This window comes from Flavobacterium sp. 38-13, assembly GCF_001899155.1.
GTDB classification, from domain to species: Bacteria; Bacteroidota; Bacteroidia; order Flavobacteriales; family Flavobacteriaceae; genus Flavobacterium; species Flavobacterium lindanitolerans.
Window position 1 is genome coordinate 562,811 of sequence record NZ_MKVG01000007.1, and the last position, 23,182, is coordinate 585,992.

General features: G+C 37.2%; 24 protein-coding genes. 16 read left to right on the top strand and 8 right to left on the bottom strand.

Features of this window, described 5'->3' with window-relative positions:
- The first annotated feature begins 97 nt into the window (after positions 1–97).
- From BGO88_RS05645 to BGO88_RS05675, 7 genes are read left to right on the top strand one after another with little or no spacing between them, the layout of a single operon-like run.
- On the top strand, positions 98–934 hold the full coding sequence (locus tag BGO88_RS05645; protein WP_286706243.1) for a polysaccharide deacetylase family protein: 837 nt from the start codon (positions 98–100) through the stop codon (positions 932–934).
- Positions 934–2,163, top strand: coding sequence for a glycosyltransferase family 4 protein (locus BGO88_RS05650; protein ID WP_286706244.1), 1,230 nt, complete (start codon positions 934–936; stop codon positions 2,161–2,163). The genes BGO88_RS05645 and BGO88_RS05650 overlap by 1 nt, the downstream gene beginning before the upstream one ends.
- The gene (gene wecB / locus BGO88_RS05655) at positions 2,120–3,298 is read left to right on the top strand and encodes a non-hydrolyzing UDP-N-acetylglucosamine 2-epimerase (protein WP_286706245.1); all 1,179 of its coding nucleotides are present in this window, start codon (positions 2,120–2,122) and stop codon (positions 3,296–3,298) included. The genes BGO88_RS05650 and wecB overlap by 44 nt, the downstream gene beginning before the upstream one ends.
- A 32-nt stretch (positions 3,299–3,330) precedes the next feature.
- Positions 3,331–3,822, top strand: coding sequence for a hypothetical protein (locus BGO88_RS05660; protein ID WP_286706246.1), 492 nt, complete (start codon positions 3,331–3,333; stop codon positions 3,820–3,822).
- A 27-nt stretch (positions 3,823–3,849) separates the two neighbouring features.
- Complete coding sequence (locus BGO88_RS05665; protein ID WP_286706247.1) at positions 3,850–4,299, top strand: GNAT family N-acetyltransferase; 450 nt, start codon at positions 3,850–3,852, stop codon at positions 4,297–4,299.
- A gap of 3 nt (positions 4,300–4,302) precedes the next feature.
- Positions 4,303–4,806 (top strand): GNAT family N-acetyltransferase, encoded by a 504-nt coding sequence (locus BGO88_RS05670; RefSeq protein WP_286706248.1) that lies wholly within the window; start codon positions 4,303–4,305, stop codon positions 4,804–4,806.
- Positions 4,807–4,836: 30 nt separating this feature from the next.
- The gene (locus tag BGO88_RS05675) at positions 4,837–5,436 is read left to right on the top strand and encodes an N-acetylmuramoyl-L-alanine amidase family protein (protein WP_286706249.1); all 600 of its coding nucleotides are present in this window, start codon (positions 4,837–4,839) and stop codon (positions 5,434–5,436) included.
- A gap of 46 nt (positions 5,437–5,482) precedes the next feature.
- On the opposite strand, the gene BGO88_RS05680 is transcribed toward BGO88_RS05675, so the two are convergent.
- Complete coding sequence (locus tag BGO88_RS05680) at positions 5,483–6,130, bottom strand: hypothetical protein (RefSeq protein WP_286706250.1); 648 nt, start codon at positions 6,128–6,130, stop codon at positions 5,483–5,485.
- 346 nt (positions 6,131–6,476) lie between these two features.
- Here BGO88_RS05680 and BGO88_RS05685 point away from each other — a divergent pair, with 346 nt between their 5' ends.
- The gene (locus tag BGO88_RS05685; RefSeq protein WP_286706251.1) at positions 6,477–7,730 is read left to right on the top strand and encodes a cation:proton antiporter; all 1,254 of its coding nucleotides are present in this window, start codon (positions 6,477–6,479) and stop codon (positions 7,728–7,730) included.
- A 149-nt stretch (positions 7,731–7,879) separates the two neighbouring features.
- Entirely contained in the window at positions 7,880–8,623 is a 744-nt protein-coding gene (locus BGO88_RS05690) for an HNH endonuclease (protein ID WP_286706252.1), read from the top strand.
- 66 nt (positions 8,624–8,689) lie between these two features.
- On the opposite strand, the gene BGO88_RS05695 is transcribed toward BGO88_RS05690, so the two are convergent.
- The 4 genes from BGO88_RS05695 to BGO88_RS05710 form a co-directional block, all read right to left on the bottom strand.
- Positions 8,690–10,102, bottom strand: a complete 1,413-nt coding sequence (locus BGO88_RS05695; RefSeq protein ID WP_286706253.1) for an FAD-binding oxidoreductase — start codon at positions 10,100–10,102, stop codon at positions 8,690–8,692.
- Positions 10,103–10,192: 90 nt separating this feature from the next.
- Positions 10,193–10,624, bottom strand: coding sequence for a DoxX family protein (locus tag BGO88_RS05700; protein WP_101471562.1), 432 nt, complete (start codon positions 10,622–10,624; stop codon positions 10,193–10,195).
- Positions 10,625–10,696: 72 nt separating this feature from the next.
- A complete protein-coding gene (locus tag BGO88_RS05705) occupies positions 10,697–11,911 on the bottom strand; it encodes an MFS transporter (RefSeq protein WP_101471561.1) in 1,215 nt (404 codons plus the stop codon).
- Positions 11,912–11,917: 6 nt separating this feature from the next.
- Positions 11,918–12,829, bottom strand: a complete 912-nt coding sequence (locus BGO88_RS05710; RefSeq protein WP_286706254.1) for an AEC family transporter — start codon at positions 12,827–12,829, stop codon at positions 11,918–11,920.
- 182 nt (positions 12,830–13,011) lie between these two features.
- Here BGO88_RS05710 and BGO88_RS05715 point away from each other — a divergent pair, with 182 nt between their 5' ends.
- The 3 genes from BGO88_RS05715 (at position 13,012) to meaB (ending at position 15,305) form a co-directional block, all read left to right on the top strand.
- Complete coding sequence (locus BGO88_RS05715; protein WP_286706255.1) at positions 13,012–13,419, top strand: Rrf2 family transcriptional regulator; 408 nt, start codon at positions 13,012–13,014, stop codon at positions 13,417–13,419.
- A gap of 56 nt (positions 13,420–13,475) precedes the next feature.
- A complete protein-coding gene (locus BGO88_RS05720; RefSeq protein ID WP_286706256.1) occupies positions 13,476–14,123 on the top strand; it encodes an NAD(P)-dependent oxidoreductase in 648 nt (215 codons plus the stop codon).
- Positions 14,124–14,219: 96 nt separating this feature from the next.
- Positions 14,220–15,305, top strand: coding sequence for a methylmalonyl Co-A mutase-associated GTPase MeaB (gene meaB / locus BGO88_RS05725; protein WP_273239141.1), 1,086 nt, complete (start codon positions 14,220–14,222; stop codon positions 15,303–15,305).
- A 127-nt stretch (positions 15,306–15,432) separates the two neighbouring features.
- Here meaB and BGO88_RS05730 read toward each other — a convergent pair whose 3' ends face one another.
- Together BGO88_RS05730 and BGO88_RS05735 are read right to left on the bottom strand one after the other, a co-directional pair.
- A complete protein-coding gene (locus BGO88_RS05730) occupies positions 15,433–15,660 on the bottom strand; it encodes a DUF8828 family protein (RefSeq protein ID WP_056069751.1) in 228 nt (75 codons plus the stop codon).
- A 33-nt stretch (positions 15,661–15,693) separates the two neighbouring features.
- Positions 15,694–17,085, bottom strand: a complete 1,392-nt coding sequence (locus tag BGO88_RS05735; RefSeq protein ID WP_286706257.1) for an MATE family efflux transporter — start codon at positions 17,083–17,085, stop codon at positions 15,694–15,696.
- Between the two features lie 223 nt (positions 17,086–17,308).
- Here BGO88_RS05735 and BGO88_RS05740 point away from each other — a divergent pair, with 223 nt between their 5' ends.
- The gene (locus BGO88_RS05740) at positions 17,309–17,854 is read left to right on the top strand and encodes a hypothetical protein (protein WP_056069745.1); all 546 of its coding nucleotides are present in this window, start codon (positions 17,309–17,311) and stop codon (positions 17,852–17,854) included.
- Positions 17,855–17,899: 45 nt separating this feature from the next.
- Here BGO88_RS05740 and BGO88_RS05745 read toward each other — a convergent pair whose 3' ends face one another.
- The gene (locus BGO88_RS05745; RefSeq protein WP_286706258.1) at positions 17,900–18,781 is read right to left on the bottom strand and encodes a PPK2 family polyphosphate kinase; all 882 of its coding nucleotides are present in this window, start codon (positions 18,779–18,781) and stop codon (positions 17,900–17,902) included.
- Between the two features lie 108 nt (positions 18,782–18,889).
- Between BGO88_RS05745 and BGO88_RS05750 the strand changes: the two genes are divergently transcribed.
- From BGO88_RS05750 to BGO88_RS05760, 3 genes are all read left to right on the top strand, one after another.
- Positions 18,890–19,735: a DUF6929 family protein gene (locus BGO88_RS05750; protein ID WP_286706259.1), complete on the top strand. Its 846-nt coding sequence runs from the start codon at positions 18,890–18,892 to the stop codon at positions 19,733–19,735.
- Between the two features lie 176 nt (positions 19,736–19,911).
- Positions 19,912–20,412 carry an RNA polymerase sigma factor gene (locus tag BGO88_RS05755; protein ID WP_273239236.1) on the top strand — a complete coding sequence of 167 codons (501 nt, stop codon included), beginning with the start codon at positions 19,912–19,914 and terminating at the stop codon, positions 20,410–20,412.
- A 569-nt stretch (positions 20,413–20,981) separates the two neighbouring features.
- Positions 20,982–23,180 (top strand): vWA domain-containing protein, encoded by a 2,199-nt coding sequence (locus tag BGO88_RS05760; protein ID WP_502686501.1) that lies wholly within the window; start codon positions 20,982–20,984, stop codon positions 23,178–23,180.
- Positions 23,181–23,182 lie beyond the last annotated feature (2 nt).

Sequence of the window (23,182 nt, forward strand, 5' to 3'; positions counted from 1 at the left end):
CTTCGGAATAAAAAATAATCTATTTTTAGCATTTTAAAATAGTAGTAAAAATACTGCAAGCTATTTTTAACCCGTTATAGTTTTTTAAATCGTAGAAGTGGAAAAATATATTTGTTTTAGATTTGATATAGATACGCATATCTGCCTCCAAAAAGGGGTTCCTAATCTTCTTAAGCTATTTGAGAATTATAATGCGAAATGTACTTTTTTTGTAAGTATGGGAAGATCATTCGATCGGTCTTCATTTCTAAAAGAAAAGTTTAAATACGGGTTTTCTAATAAAACAACACAAGGAACTTTTTCAATGTTTAGCAAACTTGGAGTAACCAATAGTATTGTCGCCTTACTGCTCAACCCTAAAATAGGAGCTATACAAAAGAAAATACTCCAAGATATAATAAACCATGGGCATGAACTTGGGCTACATGGAGGGAAAAACCATACACTATGGGAAAAAAATGCTAAAAACTGGAATGAAGAAAAAATCCTTCAGGAAATAGACTACGGACTTGGATATTTCAGACAACACCAACTTCCGCAGCCAATTTCTTTTGCATCACCTTGCTGGCAATCTCCTTTGGGGATAGACAACGTACTCAGACAAAGAGGCTTTTCAGTTTTAGCGGATGAATATTTCACAGGCAAACAACCAAATCCGGAAGTTTCGGGGCTTCTTCATTTTCCTACTAATGTTTTAGGACAACATGGAAACGTTGGATTTGTCGAGAATTTGAGAGCGTTGGGTTATTCATCTGAAGAAATTTTATCTGAATTTGAAAAACAGCTCGACAGCGAAGGAAAGTATAAAATGGTATTTGATCATCCGTTTTATATTGGTATCAAAGAGATCGAAATTCTTTCTAAAATGATAGAAATCAGCATAAGGAAAGGCTATAAAGTAGACAGTTTACACAATATCAGCAAACATATTTAATGAAAATCCTCCATATTTATCGTGAAAAAAACAAAGGGCAGATTGGCGGTGTTGAATACCATATCAAATACTTGGCACAGCAGCAGCAAAAACTAGGACTTATTCCGAGTGTAATGACCTATTCCTTATCGAACAGAGATTATTTGACCGTTGAAAATCGCAATGGTATTGATTGGTACCTGTTGGAAATCAAAGATCCAATTTATAAAATAGCCCAACAACTAAAAGGATTTGAAAGCGGAGGGCTGGGTTTTACAATTACACCTTTTGATAGAATACGTCAAAACTTCAGGATTTCTAAAAAACTAAACCTTATCAAAGATATTCATCCGGATATAATACACCAGCATGACTATCTTTCGAGCGTTCGGTTGAGTAAAAAGATTTCAAAAAAATTCATGATCATATTTACCAACCATTATGGTGAATACCTATTCCTGAAAAAAACCAAAATAACCCGTTATTTGCAGCAACGTTTTTTAGCTCATTTCAACGCCATTATTGCCCCGAGCCTTAACCTCCTGCCTAGCCAGAATAATAGTTATTTTATTCCAAATGGATTTGATACTGATGGTTTTCGGGAAATTGGTTCTAACGAAAAATTGAAATTAAAGACCGAACAGGGACTGGAGAAAAAAGTAGTGTTTTTATGTGCCAGAAGATGGGCGCCTACAAAAGGAGTTTTATATCTAGCAAAAGCACTCAACTTATTGAGTGATGATATAAAGCAGAAATCTGTTTTTTTATTTGCTGGAAATGATGCTGAAGACTTTCCTATATATAGAAAACAAGTTCAGGCTGAATTAGACCAATCAGTTGGTGTTGATTTTAGGCTCTATGGAAATGTCGATCATGACGGATTGATTCCTCTTATAAATATAAGCGATATAGGAGTTATTCCTTCGCTTATGGAAGGAATGAGCCTATTCTCAATCGAACTTATTTCTTGTGGAATACCCGTTTTAGCGACAGATGTGGGAGGACTTCCTGAAATCATCAAAACAAACGAAAATGGTTGGCTTGTGCCTCAAAAAAATGCTCAAAAAATAGCCGAGGAAATCACCAGAATAGTCAGTAATTGGCCTGGTACAAATTTGCCAATCAAAACCCTCGAATTCAGAAAGAAATATTCGTGGGAATCAATAGCACAACAAACTTTAGAAATTTATAAAAACATTAACAAACATGAAAATATTAGTCGTCATCGGAACAAGACCAGAAGTAATTAAGACTGTCCCTCTAGCAGTAAAATTACGCGAAATAGAAGGATTTGAAGTAGCAATATGCTCTACAGGTCAACATGCCGAAATAATGGATCAGGCTCTCGCTGTTTTTGGTGTGAAACCTGATTATAACTTAAATGTCATGTCTCCCAATCAAAGTCTTAGCGAATTATCTGCCAAAATCTTAATCGGATTACAAAAACTAATTATTGAATTTAAGCCTGATCTTATGGTTTCGCAAGGAGATACAGCTACTTCGTTTACCACATGTTTGGCCGCTTTTTATGAAAAAATAAAAGTAATCCATATAGAGGCAGGTTTGAGAACCGGTGACATCTATTCCCCTTTTCCGGAAGAAATGTCTCGTAGGGTAACCGCAATGATTTCAAATATAAATTTTGCGCCTACTACGAGAGCCGAGCAAAATCTGTTGAATGAAAATATTCCCGAAGAAAACATAGTATTATGCGGCAATACAGGTGTTGATGCCTTATTTTTTATAAAAGACAGAATCAAACAAGATCCTTCTTTAGAAAAGGAAGTACTCCAAAAATTCCCTTTTCTTCAAAAAGACAAAAAGTTAGTAATAGTCACTGCCCATCGCCGTGAAAATCATGGGGAAGGAATTGATAATATATGTAAGGCAATTAAAACTTTGGTAGCTACAGAAAATATTCAGGTATTATTCCCAATACATCACAATCCAAATAGCAAAAAACATATTGAGGATGAACTTGGTAATATTCCAAATGTTTTTCTTGTTGGTCAGATTGATTATTTATCATTTGTATACCTCCTGGATAATTCATATCTTATCATAACAGATTCAGGAGGAATTCAGGAAGAAGCCCCATATTTAGGAAAACCGGTTTTGGTTACCCGCTTTTCTACAGAAAGGCAAGAAGCCGTAGAGATAGGTTCTTCTATTTTAGTAGGACCTGTTCACGATGCCATTGTTAATGAGGCTAAAAACCTATTAAACAACCCCGAATATTACGAAAGCAAATGCCTGACAAACAACCCTTTTGGGAATGGAACTGCTGTTGACAAAATAATCGAAGAAATACAAAAGATGAATTTAAAAACGACTAAAGAAAATTCAGTTAACACTTCATTTCCAACGCCTGACTTAGTAGGATAAGACATGGCGAATCGACAATAAGATCAAAAAAAATGAAAAAAATAAAAGAACTCATCAATCTGCTATTAGCCGATTTTGACATAGAAAACGAAAACGAAATTTGGGAGAACTTGCAACTGGCTATCGATAATCCGGAACAATATCTCACAGAAAACGAGGCTGAATGGCTTCTGGAAGCCGACCCTGACGGTGTCATACAGTTTGCCGTTTCTAACGAAATAGGTGAATTTATGATTGTGGGTGATAAAATTGATGAAATCCATGAATTGATTGTCGATGAACTCGATGGTGCACTTCCTCCCTATCCGTATGAAAAAAAGCTGAACGCGGCAGATTATATCGAATGGGTTTCTACAGAACTTCAGAAAGAATTTCCGGAACTGGAACTTATTGAAATTGGTGACAGCTATGCCGATACTATACAGCTAATGCTTGTTTACGGAGAAGACGTGCCACGTATCAAGGAATTGTGTGAAGAATTGAACATTCGTTGCAAAAAGGCAGACGAGATATTAAAATTATAGTTTTACAAAATATACATAAAAGAAAAAATGCCACTCTCAAACTATACCCTGGAAAATGTAACCGAACCGGAATATGGCAAAATACTTTCCGTTTGGGAATCGTCTGTAAAAGCCACACACGATTTCCTCAAGGAAGAAGATTTTGAATTTTATAAAAATCTGGTTCCTCAATATTTCAGCGCTGTCACATTAATAGGCCTTAAAGATGAAAATGGCCAGATTCTTGGTTTTATGGGTACTGCTGACGGCAATCTGGAAATGCTTTTCGTTTGTGCAGAGGCTCGAGGTCAGGGCATTGGCAAAATATTGCTAACACATGCTTTAGAAAATCTTAGTATTACCAAAGTAGATGTTAACCAGGACAATGAACAGGCAGTAGGTTTTTATGAAAAATTTGGTTTCCGAACTGTCGCCTCTTCTGAAGTAGACGGTTGTGGCAAACCTTATCCTATTTTGCACATGCTGTTAAAGAAATAGGCAATGAAACGATTTAGAGAAGCAAAACCTGAAGACATCCGACAGATTCAAAAGGTTCGGAACTCGGTCAAGGAAAACACCTTGTCAGACCCGAGCCTTGTAACCGACCAAGATTGTAACAACTTCCTTTTTTCAAGGGGAAAAGGTTGGGTTTGTGAAATTGACGGTAAGATTGTAGGATTTGCCATTGCTGATTTAAAAGCCAATAATATCTGGGCTTTATTTCTACATCCTGATTATGAAAAACAAGGTATAGGAAAGAAGCTCCATGACGACATGCTGGATTGGTATTTCTCCATGACCAGTCAAACGGTCTGGCTTAGTACCTCACCTGACACACGTGCAGAAGCTTTTTACAGAAAATGCGGTTGGAAAGAAACAGGTCTGTTTGGAAAAGGCGAAATTAAATTTGAAATGACTGCTGAAAAATGGAAAAAGAGTAAGGAAGAACCTTTTTCTTCAAAACTTATCAGGTATTTAGTAGATATTTTCTTAAATTCACGTTAACATTATGCCTTAACCCTAAACTTTAATCGTATGAAAAACACTTTCAGATTTTTAGGAGCAGCCGTGCTCGTTTCTATCTTGTCGTTTACGACACCAGAAAGCAGAAAGCGAATCGTCATTGATGCCGGACATGGAGGGCAAGACATAGGCGCTACCCATGGATTTTATTCCGAAAAACAGATTGTTTCCAACATCGCCAACCAAATAGCTTCTCAAAACAGGAATACTGAAATTGAGATTATTCTAACCCGGGACAATGACGAGTTTAGCTCATTGCAGGAAAGAACTGAAAAAATCAACAAACTGCAACCTGATTTGGTAATTTCGTTACACATCAATAAAAACACCAATGAAGAAGCTAATGGAATCGAAGCTTATGTGAGTGACCAAAATGAAAGGTTTGAAGCTTCCAAAGCACATGCTGAAGAATTGGTCTCTGTCCTTTCTGACAATAAGCTAAGAAGCAGAGGCGTAAAAATCGCACCGATGTATTTACTAAAAAATACCAAAAGCCCGGCTGTTGTGTTGGAATTGGGGTTTCTGTCGAATGCCAATGACAGAAACTACTTAAGTAGCGATAGCGGACAAAAAGAAATAGCCCAAAAAATTTCAGGCTATTTAACTAGATAAGGAATTTATTACCTATTCCTCATATCATAAGCACTTAGGATAAAAGTTAATTAAATTCGCAACCTTCCAAACATAAACTATAACTTTTGGCACAAGTGGATTGATTAAGGAGATAAGACAAAGTAGCATAGGCTTGACCCGCGACAGAAAATGCACCATTATCCATCCATTCTTTCGCATAACGAACAGCCGCTCCTAAAAGACATCTATTTCTTCCATAGTTACAAGTTTTTTCACATTCACCTAAAGTAACCTGCTCAAATTCTGGAGTAAATACGTTTATAAGTTGCTCTTCGGTTGCATCTTTAATTAAATTATAAAAGTTTTTATTTTCAGCTATTTCATTAGCTTTAAGTTCTATTATTATTTTCCATTCTTCAGTTGCTTCTTCAATATTAGAGAATTCTGTAATTGAAATATTATCAGATATCCATTTTAAGAGTGTAACTTCACTTTCAATTAACTTAATATCATCATTAAATTTCATTTTGGAAATAAAATTGTTTGATGCTTCAATGAAAATTTTATGACTCAGAGATTTCTGTAAAGCCTCGTATTCTTTTTTCAAATCATCCTGAGAAATTTTCTTGTAAACCTTTAGTGTACTTGTCTGATCAGATGTAGAGCTAATTTCAGAATCTGAACAACCTGTTAAAAAAATAAAAAAAGCCAAGAATAAAAATACTTTTTTCATAAAATATAAAATTATGTTAACAAAAAATATTACCATTAAGATAATAACAAATATAATTTTATTTATTAAATAAATTATTTAATTTTCTTGGGTTTAATTATAATTTAAAAAACTAAATCATGGCAAAGAGTCACGACGCTAAGAAAAATGTAAAGAAAGAGCCTGCAAAAACTACTAAAGAAAAAAAGGCTGAAAAAAGAGACAAAAAAAATAACCCAAAAAGAGATTAATGAAAAATCCCCACGTATGTTGGGGATTTTTTTTGCCAAAATTTTGTCAAAAAACTGCAATGAGCCCCTGTTTTTGCGCTCGTTTTTTATATTTGTAAAAATGCCAAAATCAACTTATGGAATTATACTACTCCTTTTCAGTCCTAATCGTACTCGCATCATTTTTTGCCTATCTTAACATCCGTTTCCTAAAGCTGCCTGCCACCATCGGAATCATGATCATTGCCATGATAAGTTCCATCATTCTGGTAGTAACCGGTAACATTTTTCCAGAAACATTTACAAACTTTTCAAAACTGTTTTCAGAATTTGATTTTACGGAAGTATTGATGGGTGCCATGCTTAACTTCCTTTTGTTTGCAGGTGCTATTCATGTCAATCTTAAAGATTTGCGTGAACAGCGCGGTCCTGTCATGGTTTTTTCAACGATTAGCGTATTAATATCGGCACTGGCCATCGGACTTATTCTGGACTTTGTTACAGACCTGCTCCATATAGACCTTCCGTTTATTTACTGTTTGCTTTTTGGAGCCCTGATTTCGCCTACAGATCCTATTGCCGTACTCAGCATACTGAAAGACGCCAAAGTTCCAAAATCACTGGAAACAAAAATTGCGGGAGAATCTCTGTTTAATGACGGTGTCGCGGTTGTGGTTTTTGCCGTAATCTTAAAATTGGCACAAGACCCGGCAAGCGACTTTTCATTACCTCACGTTTCATGGCTGCTCATCAGGGAAGCTTTGGGCGGATTTATTCTGGGAACCATTTTGGGTATACAGTCCAGCAAAGCCATGCGAAAAGTAGACGATTATAAAGTGTCCGTATTGATTACCTTATCGGTTGTTATGGGCGGTTATCTGATTGCTCAGGCCATGCATATTTCCGGACCATTGACCATGGTTGCGGCAGGAATCATTATTGGAAATTACGGAAAAAAGACAGCTATGTCTGCCACTACCAAAGACTACCTGAATAAATTTTGGGAATTGATTGACGAAATTCTCAATGCTATTCTTTTCCTTTTTATCGGTTTTGAATTATTGTTAATCCCAAATATCCTAAGCTTCTGGTCTATTGGATTGATTTGTATCTTCATTGTACTACTCTGTCGACTTATATCAATTTGGATTCCAACGAAAATCATTCCTTTTAAAAAGAAATTTGAATCTTCAACCATAAAAATAATGGTATGGGGCGGACTCCGTGGCGGTTTTTCCATCGCTCTGGCACTATCCATTGCAGAAGGCCCTCATAAAAAAATCATTGTAGCGATTACTTATTTTGTAGTTGTATTTTCTATAATCGTCCAAGGGCTTACTATTGGAAAACTGGCTAACCGATTACTACCGAAAGCAAAATCGGCTGTATAACTACATAAATCCTAGCAATTTTACTCTACATTCAAATACTAATGCTCAAACGCATTAGTATTTTTTTTATAACTTTAAGCCATCTTGAATTTAAGCCATATAAAATTTAGATTGTATTTTACGTTGACTACTAACTCCCACTTATCAACATGAGAAATCCAAAATGGCACAGAGATGAAATAATATTGGCATTAAATCTATATCTTGATCCGTACCGAGGTTCCATCGACTCTCGAAACCCTAATATTATTGAATTGTCAAACTTATTAAATATGCTTCCTTTTTTTGAGGTAAAACCTGATTCAGAAAAATTCAGAAATCCAAACGGTGTAAGTTTAAAAATGTCTAATTTTCTAGCTTTAGATCCAAAGTATCATGGAAGGGGGATGTCTTCCTATAGTAAACTAGATAAAAAAATCTTTGATGAATTCTATAATGACAGACAAAGACTCATAAAAATTTCTAATGCAATAAAAGGTATTGCACAGAACGAGAAACTAAATTCAGAGCTAAAATATATAGAAAATGATGAAGAGAGTATATTAGATTTTGTACAAGAAGGCCAAGTACTTTATCGATTACATAAATATAGAGAGCGAAACTCTAAAATAGTTAATTTCAAGAAAAAAGATATCTTACAAAAAACGGGGGAATTGCGCTGTGAGGTTTGTAATTTTAGTTTTGAGTCAGAATTTGGCGAACTAGGTAAGGGATTTATAGAATGCCATCATATAAAACCAATATCAACTTATGATAGCAGCCTAACAACACAAATCGAAGACTTAGCACTTGTCTGTTCGAATTGTCACAGAATGTTGCACAGGAACATTTCCTCATTATCGATTAATGATTTAAAGGAAATAAAAATAGCAACAAAACAGATAAATAGTTAGATTTGATGCAGAAAAGCAAAATCGGCTAACATATAATAAAAAAGGAGCTTCAAATAAAGCTCTTTTTTATATAGAATCCGGTAATACTTTGCCAGGATTTAAAATATTATTCGGGTCAAAACAATTTTTAATGTTCTTCATCAATAACAATTGCGTTGGTGAAAAAGCAATATCCATGTAGTTTTTCTGCACATAACCAATACCATGTTCGCCTGACAAGGTTCCTTTGAGGGAAACCGTCAGTTCAAAAATCTCACGGATTCCTTTCGGAATTTCAGTCTTCCAGTCTTCATCAGACATATCACCCTTGACTATATTCACATGGAGGTTGCCATCGCCCGCATGGCCATAACAAACCGACTTAAAGCCATATTTATTTCCGATAGATTTTATACCTTCCAAAAGCCTTGGAAGTTCATATCGTGGCACAACCGTATCTTCTTCCTTATAAACCGAATTCGATTTTACGGCTTCTGCCACCGCTCTTCTCAATTTCCATAATGCATTTTTCTGGTCTTCGGAATCTGCAAAAAGAATTTCATCAATGGCAAATTGTTCCAGAACCTCTGTAATTTTTTCGGCTTCAGAAAACAGCACGTCCGGATAATTTCCATCGACTTCAATCAACAAATGCGCCTCAACCTCATCTTTAATGTTCAGACTCACACCATCGATAAAACGCAATGTCCAGTCAATAGCGTCACGCTCCATAAATTCCAAAGCGCTTGGTGTTATTCCGGCCTTAAAAATCTGTGCCACCGCTTCACAAGCCTGGCTGGAATTAAAAAACGGAACAAGCATTAGCACATTATGCGCATTTTTAGGCAACAGCTTCATCACAATTTTGGTAATAACACCTAATGTGCCTTCACTGCCAACCATTAATTGCGTCAGATTATAGCCTGTTGAATTTTTTAGCGTATTCGCTCCTGTCCACACAATCTCTCCTGTTGGCAATACCACTTCAAGGTTCAAAACATAATCTTTGGTTACGCCATACTTTACAGCTCTTGCTCCACCGGCATTTTCGGCAACGTTTCCGCCAATAAAACAGCTACCGCGACTGCTCGGGTCTGGCGGATAAAACAATCCTTTTTCCAGAACGGCTTCCTGCAGCGTCTGCGTTACTACACCCGGCTCAACCATAACCTGAAGATTCTGCTCGTCAATATGAAGGATTTTATTGAAACGTTCCATCGAAAGTCCAATACCCTGATGAATACTCAAAGCGCCACCACTCAATCCTGTTTTACCTCCAATTGGAGTTACGGGAATTTTATATTCATTAGCCAGCTTTAGGATAGCCGAAATTTCTTCGGCAGAAGCAGGTTTCAGCACTACACCCGGAGGAAAGACATAATCTTCGGTTTCGTCACGCCCATAATTATTTCGGGTTTCTTCATCTAAAAAAAGAAAAGACGGGCCAACAATTTGCTGTAGCCTGCTGATTACTTCTTTGGAAAGCAGTTCGGTTTTCATGATAGCAATTTCAAAATCATTAAGAATTCAAAAATACTATTTATTTGATTGCTTTATAATGCCGCAAAAGGGTTTTTGTCACAAATAAAATTAAGGTTTTTCGGGTCTGGTTCTTTTATAAATAAAATGATCTACGGAGTACTTTCCGCTTCCTGTTACCAGTAAAAGGACATAAATCAGAAGATACAATCCGCCCAGTTCCTGTTTTTCAAAACCGTGCGATCCGTGAATTACGAAAACCGCAAAATACATCGTGATAATCAGCGGAATCGTTACCAGGCGTGTTGCAAATCCGACCAATAGCAATCCCGAACACAAAACTTCGGCAAATACCGCCAATGATAGCGATGCTGCCGGGCCTACTCCCAAAGGATCTGGAAATTCAAACGGCCCACCTGCATAAAGCGTATCAAATTTTTCCACACCATGCACCAGCATAAAGCTGCTCACCGTAGCTCTCACAACAAAAAGCATGATATTGGAAAGATTCTTGTTTTGAGCCGTGCTAAAAATTTTCATCATAATAGCTGTAATTTATGGGTTTCACGCCCTATAAATTTACAAAAAATTAACAAGATAAAAATGGCAGACAGCTTACTTTTTCTTCTTGAGGTTTGGAAGGAATAAGGCAATAATTCCAATTAGTGGCAAATAAGCACAAATTTTATATACTGCTTCAATTCCAATATGGTCTGCCGTGTAGCCTAACAATGCCGACCCAAGCCCGCCCATTCCGAAAGCAAAACCATAAAAAAGGCCGGAAACCATGCCCAGTTTTTTAGGCAGTAGTTCTTGTGCATATACCAGAATTGCGGGAAAAGCAGAAGAAATGATGATTCCTATAACCACAGACAAAATACCGGTCCAAAACAAATCGGCATAAGGCAGGAATAACGCAAACGGAGCCGCTCCCAGAACCGAAAACCAGATGACATATTTTCGACCAAACTTATCGCCTAACGGTCCTCCTAACAATGTTCCTAAAGCACAGGAAGCCAAAAACAGGAAAAGGTGGAATTGGGCATCCTGAACAGAGACATTAAATTTTTCAATCAGATAGAACGTAAAATAACTGGACATGCTGGCCATGTAGAAAAACTTCGAAAAGATTAATACCAGCAAAATGATGACAGTCAGGACAATCCTGTTTTTTGACAAATCCGGCAAAATGACTTCTATTTTTTTCTTAGCTCTTAAAGTAAGATGATTATCATACCAGCGTGCAATCCTGCCCAGAACTAACAATGCCAGAGTGGCAATTATCACGAAAAACAAAATATAGCGCTGGGAATTTGGCACTACCAGCAACGCCACCAATAAAGGCCCTATAGCCGTACCGGCATTTCCTCCTAATTGAAAAACCGACTGTGCCAGTCCGCGTTTACCTCCTGAAGCCAGAAATGAAATTCGGGAAGCTTCCGGATGGAAAATGGAGGAACCTATCCCTACCAGAATTACCGAAAGTATGATGACATAAAAATTCGAGGCATAAGACAGCAGGATAATTCCTGATAAGGTAAAAAGCATTCCGTAAATCTGCGAATAAGGCTGTGGCTTTTTATCTGTATAAAACCCTACAAACGGCTGCAGGATTGAAGCTGCCATCTGATAGGCAAAAGTAATCAGTCCTATCTGCGTAAATGACAGCTTATAGCTTTCTTTTAATATGGGATAAACGGATGGAATAACTGCCTGAAGCAAATCATTCAGCATATGTGCAAAAGCTATAGAGAAAAGAATGGAATAGACCGTTTTTTGTGCTACTTCCTTATTATCCTGAGCTTGAAAATTCAAATCTGTTGCTTTCATATTTTTTTAAAAAGTAATTAAAACCCAATACCAAAAGGCCAATGTTATAAACGAAAGCGGAATACCAATGCCAATCATCATACTGCTGAGCTTAGGTTTGAGCCCATAATTTGAAGCAATGATTGATGCTGTAATCATAGGTGCCATAGCCGACTCCAATATCGCAACATCTGTTTCGATTCCGTTTCCGTTAAAAATTATTTTATATAAGACATAAAAAAATGCCGGAGTAATCATCAGTTTGAAAAACAATCCCAAAACCAAAAAATTCCAATGCCTGCTTTTTTCCTGTATTTTTATCTGTAAACCTACCGCTACAAGGGCTATTGGTGTTACCGTACTTCCCAATCGCTGAAAAACCAATTGTAGGTTTTCATTAAAATCGGCATGCAAGACATTCATCAGTAAAGCTGCAAAAAAGGCCAGAAAAGGAGGAAAAAGCAAAATTTTTGAAACAATTTCTTTGGGATTTGGTGTACCTCTTGAATAGAGTGATGCTACAATAATCCCTAAAGTTGCCATGACTACGAACGTACCGGGCTGGTCTACAATTATAGCCGTTTCCATTCCTTCTTTGCCATATAAAGCCTCTATTACGGGAAAACCAACAAAAGCCGTATTTCCTAAACCACCCATCAGAATAAGGCAACCCACTAATTTTCTGGACCATTTGAAATAACTTCCCAATACCGAAAAAAACAGAAAAGAAAATAAAAATCCCAGCCAAGCTATTCCCAATGGAAATAAAAGTTTGGAACTGATTTCAATCTTAGGAATATAGAATAATGCCAGAGCCGGCAATGAAATATAAATCACGAACTGGTTCAATACCTGATGCGAATTCGCCGGAAAATTTTTAGCTCTTTGCAGTACAAATCCTACCAGCAGGCACAAAAACAACAAGATAATACTATCCATTTTTATATTCAAATTACGGAGGTTTAAGACCTATCCCGTCTTTTGTTTTTTTGATTGATGAAAACAGTGCAAATTTACGGCATTACCTACAATTTATCAGTCATCCCGAAATCATAAAAAAAAGCCAAAATATTTGTTAAGAAATAAAATCGTTATAAATTTGTAACATATTTTATTACAGTATGATTTCCGGCAAGTTTGCAATAACGCTTCATATCCTGACCCTTCTGTCTAAGTTTCCTGACGAATATCTTTCCTCAGAATTCCTGGCAGGGAGCATGAACCTGCATCCGGTACTGATTCGAAAAGAAATTGCCAACCTCAAAAAACACAATATTGTAGAAAGCAAAGAAGGAAAAAATGGCGGGACAAAATTATTAAAACCTGCTGCGAAGATTAACCTTGATGACATTTTCAGGATGACTTTTGAGAAAGTGACTTTGGGCTATTCTAAAAATGACCCAAATCCGGATTGTCCGGTTGGAAAAAACATCAATAAAAAATTGGACGAACTATATGAAGATATTAACGATAAAATCATCAAGCAATTAGGCACGATTTCACTGAATGAATTCTCAGATAAGTTCTAGCTATTTTTTTAAACTAAACTGTAACTTTTTTTATTACTTTTAAAACATATACTATTATGAAAATCGCAATTATTGGAGCCACTGGATTTGTAGGCTCAAAAATTACCGCCGAACTGGCCAACCGTCATCATGAAATAACAGCAATTTCAAGAAACGGGAAAAATTCCGACATCCAAAATGTAAAATATGTTGCAGCAGACATATTCAATATTCAGGAATTGGCGCAAATCTTAAAAGGACATGATGCCGTTGTAAGTGCCTATAATTCCGGATGGACCAACCCGAATATCTATGATGATTTTATAGCAGGCTCTAAAGCGATACAGGAAGCTGTAAAGCTTTCTGGTGTAAAAAGATTTATTACTATTGGAGGAGCCGGAAGCCTTTTTGTAGCTCCCGGGTTACAGGCTGTAGATACTCCCGATTTTCCAAAAGAATATCACGCCGGAGCAAGTGCTGCCCGAGATTACCTCAACATTCTTAAAGAAGAAAAAGAGCTGGACTGGGCCTTTTTTAGCCCGGCTTTTGAAATGCACCAGGGAATCACAACCGGAAGAACCGGTAACTACCGTCTTGGTTTGGATAATCCTGTTTTTGATGATAACCAGAGAAGCATCTTATCAGCAGAAGATTTGGCTGTTGTCATTGCTGACGAAATTGAAAACCCAAAACATCATCAGGTCCGATTCACGGCTGCCTATTAACACTTCGCAATTCAATACCCAAAAACAGTTTCTTTAAGCCTCGTCTTTTTGAAACTGTTTTTGTTTTCATTACTTTTACCTTTCAAAATTGCTATAGTGTCTAAATCCGGTCCACATAAATCTGCGCTAAAAGAAAAAGAAGGAATCAGCCAACCCGAAAGCGTTGGTAAAAATTCAGTTGCCCAAATCATACAATTCCGAAAGAAGCAACCTTCAGCACAAGAATTAATTGACGGGATTTTAAAAGGTGATAAAATTTCGTTGAGCCGTGCTATAACTTTGGTGGAAAGCACACAACCCAAACATCTTGAAAAAGCCAATGAAATCATCCAGGCCTGTCTTCCGCATGCCAATAATTCGGTTAGAATCGGGATTACGGGAGTTCCTGGTGTCGGCAAGAGTACTTTTATTGAAGCCTTTGGCCGTTATCTAACTGCAACCGGTAAAAAAGTGGCCGTATTGGCAGTTGATCCCAGCAGTACCATATCACATGGAAGTATCTTAGGCGACAAAACCCGTATGGAAGAACTCGTCAAGGACGAAAATGCCTACATCAGGCCTTCGGCTTCTGGAGAAACGCTTGGTGGTGTGGCCAGGAAAACGCGTGAAACCATTATTTTATGCGAAGCCTGCGGATTTGATACCATCATTATTGAAACTGTTGGCGTGGGACAAAGCGAAACTGCCGTTCACAGTATGGTAGATTTCTTCCTGCTTTTGAAAATAGCTGGCGCCGGTGATGAACTTCAGGGCATCAAAAGAGGCATTATGGAAATGGCAGATGCCATAGTCATCAACAAAGCAGATGGTGACAACATCAAAAAAGCCAAAATGGCCAAGACCGAATTTAATAGAGCATTGCATCTGTTTCCGGCAAAAAGCTCAGGTTGGCAGCCTAAAGTCACCACTTGCAGCGCTATTACACATGACGGCATTGCCGAAATCTGGGAAATGATTTCAGAATATCTGACACTTACAAAAGGTAACGATTATTTTAATGAAAGAAGAAAAGACCAGAATCAGCATTGGCTAATGGAAACAATTAATGAACAACTGAAAACCCATTTCTTTGAGCATCCGGAAATAAAGAGCCTGCTTGAAGAAAATAAAAAAGCGGTGCATGACAATGAAATTTCACCGTTTGCCGCCGCTTCTGTTTTGTTGGAAAAGTATTTTCGTTAGTTTAATCTGGGATTTTTGATTTCAGATTTTTGATTTCGGATGCTATCATAAATATATTCGACTAAACATATTTATTTATCAAACTCACAAAACTATCCACTTTCAACTTTCAACTTTCAACTATTCCCTATTCCTCATATCTCCCCACTTCCCTGTCATAAAACTCATTTGCTTCTGTAATCAGGCCTTCCATTACCTGATTTAATTCCCCTTCGTCAAGGTCTTCTGCTTCTTCCAGAAACTCAACTTCATCGTCTTTCAGATTAATAATAAACCTTGGATAGTCCATATGGATAACAAAGATATCATCCGGGAAATCAGTATTGTCGCCTAATAAAAATTTTGGTAGTTCCATATTGTTTGGATTTTTGATTTATGATTTATGATTTCAGATTGCTGTTTCGACAGTAGCCTCTTTTATCATTTTTTTTGTGAGATAATTAAAGCGAATATACAAAAATACCGCTGCAACAGTCAAACCTGCCAGAAGACCTATCCATATTCCTGTTGCCTTAAGGTCTGTATGTTTTCCTAAATAGTACGAAACCGGGAATCCGACAACCCAATAGGCGGCAAATGTAATATACATTGGCACTTTTACATCCTGGAGTCCTCTTAATGCTCCTAATACTACTACCTGTATTCCGTCAGAAATCTGGAACACGGCAGCCACCAGTAATAGTTTGGCAGCAATAGCTATTACTTCTTCATTGTCAATAAGCAAGGCGCTATTTTCCATATTGAGGAACAAATGCGGTAAGAATTGATGGAAAAGTACAAATCCTATTGCAAATACGACCTCAATTATAATTGCCAGAAGAAAAATCGAACGGGCAACTACCAGCAGTTTTTTATAGTCTTTCAATCCTTTCTGGTTGCTCACACGAATCATGGCGGTTACGCTCAATCCCATCGCAAACATAAAAGTTGCCGAAGCTAAACTTAAAGCAATCTGGTTGGCGGCCTGGCTGATTTTACCCAAAGACCCCGAAAGCCAGATAGCAGCTGTGAAAAGTGCTACCTCAAAAAACATCTGCATGGCCGAAGGCAATCCAAGACCGATGATTTTTTTAAGCATGGATTTTTTAAGTTCCTGAAAACTGAAATTTTGGAAATAGGCAGTCAGCTTTTCATTTTTAGATAAAATGATGTGCATAAACACCACCATCATAATTCTGGAAATAACTGTTCCCAGCGCCGCCCCAATAATGCCCATACGTGGAAAAAACCATATTCCATATATGAGCAGGTAGTTCAACACCACGTGCACAACATTAGCCATAATAATGGCATACATCGAATATTTTGTCATTGAAAGCCCGTCTGCAAATTGTTTGTATCCCTGGTAAATAACCATCGGGATTAAAGAAAAAGCGACCCAATCAATATACGGCTTTGCCAAAGCAATAACTTCATCCGGTTGCCCCATATAATACATTAGCGGCTTTGCCAATACGATAACGCCAAACAATGTGAGCCCTAAGATGCCACACAAAAATAAACCGTGGTGAAAAGCCGACCTTATCTTTATATTATCCTTTTCTGCATCAGCCTGCGCAATGATAGGCGTAATGGCTGTCGAGAAACCAATACCTAAGGAAATTGCAATAAAAATAAAGCTGTTTCCAAGTGAAACGGCAGCTAATTCGGCAGCACCCAATTTGCCTACCATTATATTATCGACTATTCCTATTAGTGTATGGCCAAGCATACCCAAAATAATAGGGTAAGCTAATTTCAGGTTATATGAAAATTCTTTGGTGTATTGTTGTAAGTTCACGATTGTGTAGAAAATTGTGTGGCAAAGATAGCACCATATCCTACAATTCCACACTTTTAAAAATATTTAATTTTTTTAGGAAAAATTTCATAAATATTACAATTCACTTGCAATCAAAGCCTTATCAGGATATTAACCTTTTAACAATATTTTAAAAATTAACATTTGGAGGAGTGGCGTTATTATTGTTAAATTTATAGTAATAACTTTTAAAACCTGATCTATGAAAATTTTGAAATCAATTACCGGCTTATTTTTACTTTGCTCTACGGTTCTAACGACAGCTACTATGTCGGCCCAGGAAACCACTTCTGCAATTGGCGCTACTGAAAATTATGACCAAGGGTTTCGTTTAGGGTTTGGAATTAACGGAGGTTTTATTTTTGATGACCCTTATGATTTTTCATTAGGAGCCGATGCCCGAATCCAGTACGACCTGAATCAAAGGTATTCGATTACGTTTACTACCGGATTTACCAATTTGTTTATAGGAGATGATATTCCTGATTTGGGTTTCATTCCTGCCAAAGCCGGTTTTAAAGCTTTTGTTTGGGAAAATCGTTTTTATGTGCTTGGCGAACTTGGAGCCGCCATTCCTGTAACTAATGATTATGATAAGACCAGCTTATTACTATCACCTGGAATTGGTTATGCCAATAAATACTTTGATGCCAGCATTCGTTATGAATACTATAATGATTTTCCAAGAGAAAATGGCGAAGGAGTCGGCCAATTGGCATTACGTCTGGCCTACGGATTTAGACTTTAATTTTTTATATAAAAAAAGCCTTGAATTATCAAGGCTTTTTTATTTTTAGCGTTCATTGGCCAGTTCGTTTTTATAAAACGACATATTGTCTTTGACCTTGTCTTCCAATTCAGGATATTTTATGTCTTTGTGCTGTGACAAAACGTCCCATATTACTTTTGCCAAAAGCAAACGACAGGTATCCTTATCATCTGCCGGTATTACATACCAAGGTGCTTTTTCTTTAGATGTTTCATTAATGGCTTCTTCATAATAGCGTTGATAATCATCCCAGAAGCTTCTTTCTTTTAAATCGCCGGGCGAAAATTTCCAGTTGTGCTTTTCTTTTTCAAGTCGCCTTAAAAGACGCTGTCTTTGTTCTTCCTTGCTCAAATGCAGGAAAAACTTCAAAACAATCGTTCCATTTTCAGCTATATGATTCTCGAAATGGGCTATTTGCTTCATTCGCTTTTTCCAAAAATCTTTCGGAATATCTTCAACAGCTTCAATTCCAGGCAGATTTTCGTTTAGGATATATTCCGGATGGACCCGCGTGACCAGAACATTTTCATAATGTGTCCTGTTAAACACAGCAAACTTTCCTTTTTCAGGCAATGCAATATAATGCCTCCATAAATAGTCGTGTTCCAGTTCGGCAGAAGTAGGCGTTTTAAAACTATGCACCACTACTCCCCTTGCATTAAATTCCCTAAAAACTTCCCGAATCAGGCTGTCCTTGCCGGAAGTGTCCATTCCCTGAAGACAAACCAGAACACTGTAACGGTTATGGGCGTACATTTTATCCTGCAAATCACTTAAGGCTTCACGCGTCTCATCAAGAGCATCCTTTATTTTGTCTTTTGTAGCTTTGAGGTCTATAAACGTAGGCAGGTCTGATAGTTTTGTTGGGCCGGTAATTTTAAAATCGTCTGTATTTATCGTTCTCATAGGATATTATTTTACATAAATGTATATATTTATCCTAAGAATCCGCGTTCTAACTGTAAATTTATTTCCAAACCACATTTTCAATACTTCTTCAAAGAAACACAGACCATGCAAAAATTTAAGCTTGAATTATTATTTCAGATTATCGGAATAGGTTCCGCCTCAGGATTAGTTTTTAGAGACAATTCGCTTTTCATAATTTCCGATAACAGCAGTGTGCTCTATGAATACAATATGGATAGTAAAAGTCTGGAATCGCACAAAATCATAGAAATGCCAACAGGCACACCTGCTGAAAATATTCCTAAAGCCCAAAAGCCCGATTTTGAATCTATTGCCGGCTTTGGTGAAGATTGCTATATTTTTGGTTCCGGTTCTACCGAAAACCGAAACAGGATGATACATTTTGATGTAGACAAAAAGGAAAAAATTAAAGAAACCGATTTGACCGACCTCTATCTGGTCATGCAAAGTTTTGGAAATACAAAACCGGAAGATTTTAATATTGAAGGTGCTGTTTACAATGGTGAAAACTGGTTTCTTTTTAACAGAGGCAACGGTGCTTCGGGTAAAAACGGAATCTTTACTATTGGCGGAAATAACCTGACAGATGATTTTTCTGTTTTATATAATTCTTATAAGCTACCCAAAATAAAAGGCATACAGAGTTCTTTTACCGATGCTGTTCGCGTTGATGGAAAAATTTACTTTTTAGCGACTGTCGAAAACACCAAGTCAACTTATGACGACGGTGCCGTTCTGGGAACATTTATTGGCAGACTGGACATTGAAAAAATGAAAATAGATTTTACCCAAAAGATAACCGACACCCACAAATTTGAAGGACTGACGGTTTACAAAGAAAACGATAAGACCATTGAATTTTTGCTTTGTGAGGATAAAGACAATGACGATTTGAAGTCGGATATATATAAGCTTACTTTGGATAAGTGATATTAGATTTGAGATTTTAGATTTTAGGTAGGTAAATCTTATATCTTATATCTTATATCTTACATCATAAATCAAAAATTTTCCCACCTCATTCCAACCTTTTTATCTTTTTCTCTCTCTATACAGGAAAGACATTTATTGTGATAGACGAAAAACTAATTACAGCCTGCAGAAAAATGCAACGGGACGCACAGCGTCAGGTGTATGAGCTTTTGGCTCCTAAGCTGTACCGGACTTGCAAGCGGTACCTGAAAAAAGAGGAAGAAATAGAAGAAGCGTTGGCCGATGCTTTTTACACTATTTTCACGAAAATCGAACAATTGAAAGAAGTCCGGGCTTTTGAAGCCTGGGCCAGAAAAATTGCGGTCAATCAATGCTTACTGTCGCTTAAGAAAAACATCAACTTCAACATGTATCTTGACGACGTGAAAATCATTTCACAGCCGATTACAAATCACATGACCGATCTGGAGGAAGAAGATCTGCTTAACCTATTGAATTTTATTCCCGAAGGATGCCGAACCATTTTCAACCTTTTTGCCATTGAGGGCTATTCTCACAAAGAGATTGCCAAAACGCTTGATATTTCAGAAGGAACGTCTAAATCACAACTGAATGTCGCGAAGACCAAACTAAAAGAACTGGTCAATAACCTTTATTATCAAAAAGCAAAATAGTGATGGAAAATCAAGATAAAATATTCGAACAATTCAAAGATGCCTCAAAAAAGGCAGAGACGAAAGACTTTCCGGCTATGGAAAAAGTCTGGAACCGTGTTGAAGAAAAGCTGGATAAGAAAGACGATAAAAAAACAATAGTGCTTTGGAAAAAAATCGGGATTGCTGCTTCGCTTCTTCTGTTCTTTTCTTTAGGCTATCAATTTCTAAAAACAGACGAAACTACAATCGACACTCCAAAAAATCCTATTGTAACCCAGGAAAAAGAAAACACGATTTCTAATTCTGAAAAAGAAGCCGTTGTTGACAATTCTGATATTACTGTAAAACCTGAAAAGACAGAAACTAAAACTTCTAAAATTATTAAAAGTAAGGCTGTCAGTATAAAAACAGATGATGCTGTGGCAGTTGCTGAAGACACCAAAGAAACAGAGGAAGTCTATAGTAAAGCTGCAGAAATAGCCGAGGTAGAAATAACACAGGCCGAGCCAAAAGCAGAAACACTTAAAGAGGCAAAAATTATTGTTGCCGAAACTAAAACCGATCCGGTTACAAATGAAAAAAATGTAATAGGAACCGTAGTTGACGGTCAAAATTTGCCTTTGCCTGGCGTTAATGTAGTTGTTAAAGGAACAACCCGCGGCACTCAAACTGATTTTGACGGGAAATATAGCATTGCGGTTAATCCAAACGAACAACTGGCTTTTTCTTTTGTTGGCTATCAACCAACAACTGTTTCCGTTAAAGATAAATCCAGATTGGATATTGCGCTATCAGAAAGCTCCGGAATGCTTAGCGAAGTAATTGTAACCGGATATACATCTACAAAAAGAACAAAATCATCAGCCACAGTAAAATTAAATGAATCAAGACGCAGGTCTAAAAAAGAAGTGGAATTGGCTCCAACAGCTTCTTTTGCAAATGGGTATATCGCTCAAAATAATTCAACGGATAACAAACTTTATAGAGATGGAGACAAAAACGGTAATCCTACCATCCAATCGTTACAAGGGGCAGTAGCCGGTTTGAACATAGGTACCGGAAGCGGACAACCCGGCGGAGACACCTCTATTGTTATTAGAGGTAATGGATCTGTTAATGACAATAATGAGCCATTGTATATTGTAGATGGCATGCCTGTGGATGAAGAAGGTTTGAGAAAGCTCGCTCAAAACAATATTGAAGAAATCACTGTTTTAAAAGATGCTTCGGCAACAGCTATTTATGGCAATAGGGGTATTAATGGAGTAATCGTAATTAAGACTAAAAATGGTACTAATCAAAAACTTTCTAAAAGAGAATTAAGAAAAAAACTTCGGGAATTAAAACAAAAGAAAAATACCGACGTTTATAGAACGGATGAACATACAGAAGACTATAATCCGTTTGTTGAAAATCCGTTTGAAAATCCTAAGAGCGAACCGCTTTCTACTTTTTCGATTGACGTGGATAATGCCTCTTATACCAACATCCGCCGATTTATCAATAATGGCCAGGAAGTACCAAAAAATGCAGTGCGTGTTGAAGAAATGGTCAACTTCTTTAAATACAGCTATGAACAGCCAAAAGGAGAAGACCCGTTTTCTATACAAACAGAATACAGCGATGCACCATGGAATCCGAAACACAAATTATTGAAAATAGGGTTGCAGGGAAAAATTATCCCAACTGAAAAGCTACCGGCTTCCAATTTAGTCTTTTTGATTGATGTTTCCGGCTCTATGGATGAAGAGAACAAGTTGCCATTGCTAAAACAGTCACTAAAAATTCTGGTTAATGAACTGAGAAAAGAGGATAAGGTTTCTATTGTAGTGTATGCCGGAGCTGCCGGGATGGTTTTACCTCCTACTTCCGGAGACGACAAAAAGACCATTATTGATGCTTTGGAGAAACTAAATGCTGGTGGTAGTACAGCCGGTGGTGAAGGAATTGAACTGGCGTATAAAACAGCTCAGGAAAATTTTATCAAAAACGGAAACAACAGGGTTATTCTGGCAACCGACGGTGATTTTAATGTTGGAAAATCATCCAATGCCGACATGGAAACACTTATCGAAGAAAAAAGAAAATCGGGTGTTTTCCTTACCTGCCTGGGTTATGGCATGGGAAATTATAAAGACAGTAAAATGCAGACCCTAGCCAATAAAGGAAACGGAAACCATGCGTATATAGACAATATTCAGGAAGCCAACCGCTTTTTGGGAAAAGAATTCAAGGGTACGCTTTTCGCCATTGCCAAAGACGTAAAAATCCAAATTGAGTTTAATCCAAAACACGTTCAGTCCTATCGCCTGATTGGTTATGAAAAACGAAAATTAAAAACCGAAGATTTTACCAATGATGCTATTGATGCCGGCGAATTAGGAAGCGGCCACACCGTTACGGCTTTATATGAGATTATTCCTGTTGGAGTAAAAAGTGAGTTTGCTGGTAAAACACCCGACTTAAAATACACAAACGCCCAGGAAAACAATACATCCTACAATGATGAGCTGGCAACCATAAAATTCCGGTATAAAAAACCTGATGGTGAAAAAAGTATTGAATTGACAAATGTTGTCGGGAATAAATCTATCCCATTGAATGCCGCTTCCAATGATTTTAAATTTTCTGCCGCAGTCGCATGGTTTGGATTAAAACTACGAGATTCAAACCTGATTCCGAATAAATCTTTAAACGACATCAAGAAACTGGCAAAAGAAGGATTATCTAATGATGAGGAAGGCTATAAGGCCGAGTTTATCCGATTGGTGGATAGTGTAAAATAAAG